Origin of the sequence: Actinomadura keratinilytica (genome assembly GCF_039539665.1) — a bacterium.
Taxonomy (GTDB): domain Bacteria; phylum Actinomycetota; class Actinomycetes; order Streptosporangiales; family Streptosporangiaceae; genus Spirillospora; species Spirillospora keratinilytica.
In genome coordinates this window covers 1-8,102 of record NZ_BAABDO010000184.1, presented here as the reverse complement: position 1 = coordinate 8,102, position 8,102 = coordinate 1, and the positions used below count along the sequence as shown (strand labels likewise).

At 70.4% G+C, this 8,102-nt stretch carries 9 protein-coding genes; 1 reads left to right on the top strand and 8 read right to left on the bottom strand.

The features are described from left to right. Positions 1 to 18: 18 nt before the first annotated feature. From ABD879_RS31100 to ABD879_RS31090, 3 genes are read right to left on the bottom strand one after another with little or no spacing between them, the layout of a single operon-like run. Positions 19 to 2,226, bottom strand: a complete 2,208-nt coding sequence (locus ABD879_RS31100) for an NACHT domain-containing protein (protein WP_345025333.1) — start codon at positions 2,224 to 2,226, stop codon at positions 19 to 21. A gap of 59 nt (positions 2,227 to 2,285) precedes the next feature. Then, positions 2,286 to 2,654, bottom strand: a complete 369-nt coding sequence (locus tag ABD879_RS31095) for a roadblock/LC7 domain-containing protein (RefSeq protein WP_345025332.1) — start codon at positions 2,652 to 2,654, stop codon at positions 2,286 to 2,288. 12 nt (positions 2,655 to 2,666) lie between these two features. Further along, the gene (locus ABD879_RS31090) at positions 2,667 to 3,044 is read right to left on the bottom strand and encodes a hypothetical protein (RefSeq protein WP_345025330.1); all 378 of its coding nucleotides are present in this window, start codon (positions 3,042 to 3,044) and stop codon (positions 2,667 to 2,669) included. 234 nt (positions 3,045 to 3,278) lie between these two features. On the opposite strand from ABD879_RS31090, the gene ABD879_RS31085 reads away from it, so the two are divergent. Beyond that, complete coding sequence (locus ABD879_RS31085; RefSeq protein WP_345025329.1) at positions 3,279 to 4,115, top strand: DUF4388 domain-containing protein; 837 nt, start codon at positions 3,279 to 3,281, stop codon at positions 4,113 to 4,115. Positions 4,116 to 4,288: 173 nt separating this feature from the next. Here the strand turns inward: ABD879_RS31085 and ABD879_RS31080 are convergent, their stop codons facing one another. The 5 genes from ABD879_RS31080 to ABD879_RS31060 all read right to left on the bottom strand — a co-directional run bounded on the left by ABD879_RS31080 (position 4,289) and on the right by ABD879_RS31060 (position 7,894). Next, positions 4,289 to 4,669, bottom strand: coding sequence for a hypothetical protein (locus ABD879_RS31080; protein WP_345025327.1), 381 nt, complete (start codon positions 4,667 to 4,669; stop codon positions 4,289 to 4,291). A 433-nt stretch (positions 4,670 to 5,102) separates the two neighbouring features. Then, the gene (tgmC, locus tag ABD879_RS31075) at positions 5,103 to 6,272 is read right to left on the bottom strand and encodes an ATP-grasp peptide maturase system methyltransferase (RefSeq protein ID WP_345025326.1); all 1,170 of its coding nucleotides are present in this window, start codon (positions 6,270 to 6,272) and stop codon (positions 5,103 to 5,105) included. A 23-nt stretch (positions 6,273 to 6,295) separates the two neighbouring features. After that, entirely contained in the window at positions 6,296 to 7,249 is a 954-nt protein-coding gene (tgmB, locus tag ABD879_RS31070) for an ATP-grasp ribosomal peptide maturase (protein ID WP_345025324.1), read from the bottom strand. A gap of 8 nt (positions 7,250 to 7,257) precedes the next feature. Further along, entirely contained in the window at positions 7,258 to 7,560 is a 303-nt protein-coding gene (tgmA, locus tag ABD879_RS31065; protein WP_345025322.1) for a putative ATP-grasp-modified RiPP, read from the bottom strand. A 187-nt stretch (positions 7,561 to 7,747) separates the two neighbouring features. Beyond that, the gene (locus ABD879_RS31060; protein ID WP_345025321.1) at positions 7,748 to 7,894 is read right to left on the bottom strand and encodes a hypothetical protein; all 147 of its coding nucleotides are present in this window, start codon (positions 7,892 to 7,894) and stop codon (positions 7,748 to 7,750) included. Positions 7,895 to 8,102: the final 208 nt, after the last annotated feature.

Genomic DNA, 8,102 nt, shown 5'->3' with positions numbered 1-8,102 from the left:
GACCGGAGCATCTGAACATCACCGACAGCAACCGCAGGTTACGGAGAAAAGCTCACTGAGAGGCTGATGCGACAACAGGGCGAACAGCATCTCGTCATTCGGTTCGTGCGGCCCCCGGCGACCGGCGAATGCGGTATCGGCGGTCTCGACGAGCAGCTCGACCACATGCGCCGCCATCAGGTACTCGCCGAACGTGGCGTGCATGAATTCATAGGACGATCTGCGCCCGTCATCGGCCTGGACCGTACGGGCCTCGGCGGCGTGCACGAAGAAGAACCGGCCGATGAGCCGCCGCCCGAGTCCGGCGTTCCGGCCCGGTCCGGGTGAATCGCCTTCCAGAGCCGCCAGGTCGGCGCCCAGTTCGATGTCGGTCACGTCTTGCCGTCCCCGGTTGAACATGGCGAACGAGGCGATCGACAACCGCCACAGCTGGTCGTGCACCGCCTCCTCAACGACGTCCGGGCGCGCTCCGGACAGCGTCTTGGCGACCTCGCGCTGGGTGAAGGTCTCCAGCAGGCGCCGGTAGAGGACGGCTTCCGACGCCTCGCTCTCCAGGGGCGGAAGGGACGGATCGGCGCAGTACAGGGCCAGCATCAGCAGCAGGAGCGGTTGGCTCGCCAGTTCGGGTTGAGCCGACGCGGTGTCCAGGGTCAGCGCACGGATCCGTCCCGACTCGATCGCGGCGGCATTGACCTGATTCCAGACGCTGATCCATGTGGCGATCTGGTCACCATCGAAGTTCTCCAGCTTGACCACGGGCGTGCCGGTGGGGATGCGGACGCGGTCGGCCACGACCGTGCGGGACGTCACGACGACGACCACGGGCCGTTCCTGCTCGGCCTCGCGCCGCTGGAAGTCGACGACGTCCTGCAGGTAGGCGTTGCGGTCCCCGGCGGCCTGGATCAGTTCGTCCAGCCCGTCGAGCAGGACGACGCGGATCGTGTGCGCGCTCTGGTCGGCCAGCTCCCACCAGTTGATCCGGCGGTGCGTGGCCTGGTCGAGGGCCTGCTGGATCTGGTCGTACACGGGCGCCCCGGCGTCGACGCGCCGCAGCGGGACGCGCACCACCGTGTACCCCGACGGCGGGAGCCGCGCGGCGAGCATCTCGGTCAGCAGACTCTTGCCCGCACCCGGATGCCCCAGGAGCAGCAGCGGGAGGCGCGTGGCCTCGGGGGTCGTCAGATGGGCCGCGAGCAGCAGGTCGATGTCGTCGTGGACGGGGCGTCGCCACCACCACGACTCGTCGGCGACGCGGGTGTCCACTCCCTCGGCGGCCAGCCGGTAGCGGGGGTTGACGAACGCCTCGCGCAGCGTGGGGAACGTCAGCTCGGGGCTGGCGCGCATGGCGTCGTGCGAGACGATGCGCTCGTCCAGGGCCCCGCGGTTGGCGCGGTGCAGAACGGCGCACAGATCGCGTTGCTCGCGTTCGGCGGCCATAAGGTGCAGCAGCGATTCCAGACGCGACAGCGCCGCCTTCTGACCTGTGAAGGCCGCCTCGATCTCGTCGCGCAGGTCGCGGATTCCGCTGCGGGTGGCGGCGTGCTCGCCGAGGGACGCCCAGACGAGGAACTCCGGCACGCTGGCGGCCATGCGCAGGTAGTGGGAGCGGTAGCGCTCCACCGCCGCCTCGACGAGCTCGTCGGTGAGCGGGCGGCCGACCGTCTCCCAGGCGGCCAGCCCGTTGAAGAACTCCCGGCTCCGCTGCCGGATCCGGTCCATCCACACCCGCACGCGCTCGGTGTTCTCCTCAAACCCGCACGTGGGCGAGGGCGCGGGCACCGGCCCCTCGTACAGATCGCTCAGCAGGTCCTCGCGCACGAGGCGGCGGTCGCCGAAGAGCAGGGCGCGGCGTTCGTCCTCGGTGACGGCCAGGCGCCTGAGTGCGTCCGCGCCCAGGTGCTCTTGCAGGGCCTCGAAGAACGCGGCGCCGACGAGGACGGTGTGTGCGGCGACGACCAGACGGTGGCGTTCGTGCCCTGCCGTGTCGTGCAGGCGGCCGGACGCGGTGTCGAGGATGCGCCGTACCAAGGACGTGGCCTCGTTCTTCTGGTCGACCCAGCCCCAGATCGCGGCGAGGCCGCCGAGCGGCGTCCCGGTGGCGGCGGCGACGCCTGCGCCCAGGATCACGCCGCCGAGAAGTCCGTTCAGCTTGTCGAGGCGGGAGCGGTCGTACTGGCCGAGGATGGTGAGCGCACCTTGGTAGGTGAGTGAGGGGTCTCGACGCACGCCGACAGCTTAGGTACGGCAATCGGCTCCAGACGGGCCGATCGCCGGAACCGGACGCGTCAGACGGGGGCGAGGATCTCGGCGAGGCGGTCCACGACGGGGCGGGACTGCAGGTGGAGGTGGGCGATGTCGAGCCCCTCGTCGCCGAGGACGACGAGGAGGTTCCGGTCGCGGACGGCGTAGACGACGATGTGGCCGCCGGAGCAGCGGATCGTCACCTCGCGCAGCTCGCCCATGCCGACCTCGTTGCCCGCGCTCTTGCTCAGCCCGAGCGCGGCGGCGGCCAGGGCGGCCAGCACCTCGGGGCGGACCTCGTCGGTGTCGGAGGCGACCGGCAGCCCGTCGGAGGAGGCGACCGCGGCGTCGGTCACGCCGGTCACCTGCTCGCGCAGGGCCCGCAGTTCGGCGAGTACGGCCTCGTTGTTCATCGTCCCCCCGTCTCAGACCCGCAGCTCGCCGTCGATGCGCCGCAGGTGGTGGCGTGCCAGGGCCAGGTTCGCCCGCTCGCGGTCGAGGACGAGGTAGAGGAACAGGCGGCTGCCGCCGGCGTTGGAGAGCAGCCGGATCAGGTGGTACTGGGTCTCCAGGGTGATGAGGATGTCCTCGATCGAGTCGTTGATCCGCAGCGCCTCCAGGGTGCGGAGCTTGGCCCGCACGACCTCGGCGCTCCGGGCCGCGGCGAGCTCCATGTCGACGTCCTCGGCGCTGCCGGACTCGCCGAGCGCACCGAGCGCCATCCCGCTGTCGTAGTCGACCAGCGCCGCCCCGAGCGCTCCGTCGATGGCCATCGTCTCCTTGAGCGCGGTTTCGATGTTCATCGGTCTTCCACCCCCTGAACCGGACCACTCAGCAGTGCCGGAGAACAACGTAACGATCTAGGACACCCGGGGCGAGGAGGATCGAGACTTTCGCAAATGTTATTTTCTACCTGTCCAATGAAAACACCGAAAGTAATCTTCGCCAACGCTGGGTGCCTGACCGCCCTGGGGCGCCTGGCATGATGTTTGCCACCGTCAGCAACCACAGAGCTGCGTTCGGCTGGAAGTGACGACGTGACCGCTTCTCCCACCACGCCCGCGGGGGCCGCAGCCGGCCGGCCGCCGGGCATTCTGATCTCGGCTCTCAGGCGCCGCGGCCAGGAGCGCTTCTCGGGGACCCTGCGCCTGGACGGCAACCCGGGCGGCACGGTGACCATGCGGGACGGCCTGATCGTCGCGGCCGCCACCCCCGCCGCGCCCGGCCCCGAGTCGCTGCTGCTGCGGTCGGGCCGCATCGCCGAGACCGAGTGGTCGCGGGCGTTCGCGGCGGCGGCCCCGGAGGGGCGGCTGCCGGACGAGCTGGTCGAGCGGGGCCTGCTCGGCGAGGTCGGCGTCGAGGTGCTGGCCCGGACGGCGGTCGTCGACGCGCTGTTCGCGATGGCGCTGACCGGCGTGCACACCTGCACGGTCGAATCCACCGACGCGGGCGGGCCGGGTCCGCTGGTGCCGGTCGAGCCCGGACTGGAGACCGACCGCCTGCTCCGTGAGATCACCCGGCGGCTGGAGGTGGCCGACGGCTGGCGCGTGCTGGACCTGACGGTGCGGTCCCGGCCGTGGGTCGTGCGCGACGAACCCGATCAGATCGTGGATGGGGCCCGGCGCGAGGTCCTCGGCCGCGTCAACGGACGGCGGACCCCGCGCGACATCGCCTTCACATTGGGCCGCGGCCTGTTCCCCGTCATGTCGGACCTGGCCATCCTGCTGCAGGACGGTTTCATCTCCCTCACCGAGGCCTCGGCCCCGCCGCCCGCACCCCCCGCACACCCGGTCACGCCCCGGCCCAGGCCCGTGCAGCTCGACGCTTCCGAACTCCCGAGGCGCTACCGAAACGGCAACGCCCCCACCGCCTGACGCGAGCCGCACCCCCGCGCCTACGGCGAGGCCGCGCTCGCGTTGTTCGGGAGGACGCCGGGCGGCGCCCAGGGTGAGCCCCCGACGCCGCCCCAAGACACACTGAACCGCCGCAGGGTCTGCGAGCCTCACCGCAACGAAAAAGGAGAACGACCGGCCGCAGGCTCCGCCTGTCAGGAACCCCCGGAAGCGCCGAGGCGCTCGACTTTGACGGCCGCGCCGTCCTTGGTACGGATGCTGCGTCCACCGAGCGGGGCCTTCAGTGCCACCGTTTTCGACACCTTCATCGTGCCGGGGATGCCTGCCGTGTCGTCCAGACGCAACCGGGGGTGGCAACGAGCCACGACCGTCACCTGGCCCGGCGCCTCTTCCGCCACTATCGAGCAGGCGAAATCCATCGGCATCCTGGCATGCACCTCGATGCTCCGCTCGTCCTTCGACACGACGACCTTGCTCACGGCCCTGTCGAACGAGACCGTCCTGCCGGCGACCCACGGGTACGCGAACGCCGCCCCGGCGCCCAAGACCAGGACAACGAGATTGAACCGCCACACCGGTTTCCTCCCTCAACCGGGGGTTCCATGGTCACCTCGATCAGATGCCGGCGGGCGCGCATTCAGATCACGACGTCCGACGTGGCAACCGACTCCTCACTCATCAGAGAGCCCTGCGCCGACGCGCCGCTCCCCCGCCCCCCGTCGTCGACGGACGCCGCCTCGCGGAACGGCAGGGTTGCCGTGGCACGCACCACCGGCCGCAGAAGACCCGCATCAGCCGGAGCACGAACGGCAGAACCCGCGAATCCATTTGACCGAAAACCTGGCTCTTCCGCCGTGGTATCGCAGGTCAGCAAGCATCGGCCCCGCGCACACGGGGATGGTTCGTTGAAACGGCGTCGCCCGCCGTGTGCACCAAGGTGCCGTCGAGCGGCATCCCCCCGGGACCTACAAGATCCCTTGCCACCACACGGCGCCTGGCGGACATGGATCACTGCACAGGCAGGTGCCATGTCAGCCGCGCGTCGCCGGTGCCGACCCAGACCGTCTGGACGCGTCCGTCGGTTCGGATTCGGAACCGCTCGAGCGGGGGACTGCCGATCTGCCGCCACTGGCCGATGGAGTCCTCGACCCGGTCCCACAAGGGGACGGGCCCGCTCTGCCGGACCGTCCAGCCACCGCCCGGCTCGGGGGTGAGCGAGGCGATCGACCCCGACCGCGTGTCGATGTAGTAGTCGACCCACGGGCCACCGACGACGCGCCGGGTCAGCCGCTGAGCGTCCGGCACGGCGAGCTGCACCACGAACGCGCCGGTCCAGTCCTGCCGGATGTCCGGCCCCACCGTGGCCGGCCGCGGGTCCGCGTCGGCGAGCGAGGCGATCATTTCGCTCGCCTGTTCATTGCTCAGCGGGGGCGCGGCGTGGGGGCGGGCGATCATGAACGAGATCGTGCCGGGGAGAAAGCGGCCCTCGGCGACGCCGTCCTCTCCGACCGTCAGCGACGCGAGGCCGTGGCCGTGCAGCCATCCGGACATCGTGACCAGGATGCGGCCGCCCGGCCGCGCCTGGGTCAGCCAGGACTGCGGGATGTGCCGGACCGAGCAGGTCGCGATGATCCGGTCGTAGGGCGCGTGCTCGGGGACGCCGCCCAGGCCGTCACCGACCATCAGGCGCGGCGCGTATCCGGCGGCGCGCACAGCGGCGGCGGCGTTCGCGGCGACACCGGCGTCGACCTCGATCGAGGTAACGTGCTCGTCGCCGAGTCGGTCGCACATCAGCGCCGTCGAGTAACCGGTGCCGGTGCCGATCTCCAGGACGTCCATCCCGTCGGTGACGTCGAGCGCTTCGAGCATGCGTACGACCAGGCCGGGCAGCGTGGACGACGACGTCGGGTCGCCTTGCACGGGTTCGGCCACATCGTGCGGGGTGACGTGCCCGTCGAGCTGGGTCACCCACGTCTTGTTGCAGTAGGCCAGCTCAAGCCACTCGTCGTGCTGCCGGTCGGTCACCGGGGCCCACAGGGCGCCCCGGCCCGGCACATCGGTCGCCTGGAAGAAGGCAGGCACGAACAGATGCCGCGGCACGCGTTCGACGGCGCGGCGCCATCGCGGCGACCGCAGATCCCCGGTGCCCTCCAGCTCGTCGGCCAGGCTACGTCGCAAGCTTGCGGACCGACCGTCCTGAATCATGGGGTTCCCCGTTCGAGCAGATCGGCCAGCGCAGCGGTCATGGGCAGGCCCGTCTCGTCCTCCAGCCACCGCCATTGGCCGTTTGGATTGCACTCCAGGAATACAGGCTCGCCGTCCGGCCGCAGGGCGAAATCGAAGCACCCGAACACCAGGCCGAACCGCCTGAGATCCACGGCGACCAGGTCGGCCAGTCCGGGCGGCGGCTCAACGGCGGTGTAGGTCAGGGCGTCGTAGTCGTATCTCCAGTCCAGTTGCTCGCCGCCTTCGATGCGCACGCAGAACACCCGGTCCCCGATCGCGGTGACCCGTAGGAACGCCCGGGCGGGGACGCGGGCTTGGAACAAGTGCGCGGTGCCTGAGATCTGCTCGTCGAGTTCAGCGGGGTCGACTTCCTCGACCCAGATCGTCAGCAATCGGCCGTCCCGCTGGTAAGGGGCGGTCCGCAGCGGTTTGTAGACGATCGGCGTGCATTGGGTCGCGAACTTCCGCACCTCGTCGAGGCTGTTGGTGATCAGCGTTGGTGGGATGGTGAACCCGACCTCGGCCGCGGCCGTGAGCTGGGCGGGTTTGAACTCGGCGTCGGCCACGCTGTGGGGGTGGTTGACGTACAGGCAGCCGGGCAGCGACGCCAGTACACCGCCGAGCCCGTAGCGGGCCTGCAGCGCGGCGAACCGGGCGTCCTGCTCGTCCAGGCCGGTGAAGGTGAAGCCGCGCGGGCGCCGGTAGTACAGCGACCGCACGGCGTCCAGCCGCGCGTTGCGGGACGGGGTGGCCAGGGTGCCGCGAAGGCCGGTTGAGTCGATGCGAGCGGAAAGGGTGAGGGCCTGCGGGAAGTCGGCGGTGTCGAACCGCACGACCGGCACGCGGCGCCTGTTGAGTTGTTCGATGACGAGGTCGGCGGTCAGGTCGTCAGGCTGCGTGACGACCAGCACGGGGCGGGGTTCGCTCATCGGCGGTGTCAGTCCTGGTCGGTGTCCTGGGCGTGGTCTTCGTCCAGCCCCGGCTTGTCGCTGTCTCCCGTGCTGGTTGCCGTCTTTCCCTCGGTGGCGACGTTGCTGCGGCGGTGCTTGGCGGTGATGGCCTCCCCGTCGGGGCCGACGCCCATCTGGGTGGCCGGGTCGATGCCGGTGGCCACGATGCCCACATCGATGGTGCGGAGGTAGGGCGCCATGCGGCGCAGAGCCCACGGACGCACCGGGGCGGCCGGAGGCTGCTGGTCGGGAGCGGGGGCGACGGGAATCCGGTCGACGTTCTTGAACATTGCATCCTCCTTTGGTTTCGCCAGCCGGAGACGCTTGCACGCGAACGCATGCGCTCAGCGACAGGAAAGTAACTCACCGTCAATATGGTCAGGGGCGGAACGGGCTAACCGCGCTAAGGAAGCCCGCCCAGTTCGTGGTGCCGCGCCCCCGCAGGTGTGCGCCATCAGCCTGCGGGGGCGCGGGGTTTCAGGTGGCCGCGCCGAGCATCAGTGCGTGCCACCACTCGTCAGCCTGCGTCCGCCGAACCCTGGGTGTTGCGAAGACGGCGCGGGGCTTGCGGTCGGTCCGGCGGACGGCGTAGGCCCCGCCGTAGGACACCAGCTCGTACGACACCGGACCGCACCGCCAGCAAGAGGCATCGAGCACGCGGCAGGGGTCGAGTTCGTCGAGGCGGTACCACGTCAGTGGCTCGCGCGGATGTTTACCCGGGCAGTCGACGATGCGCGCTACCACTCGTCGTCGTCGAGCTGGATGAACGCACCGGCCAGGCGTCGCCACCAGGGCGGTCGGGGCGCTGCGTGCCGTCCGTGCACCGGGCGCA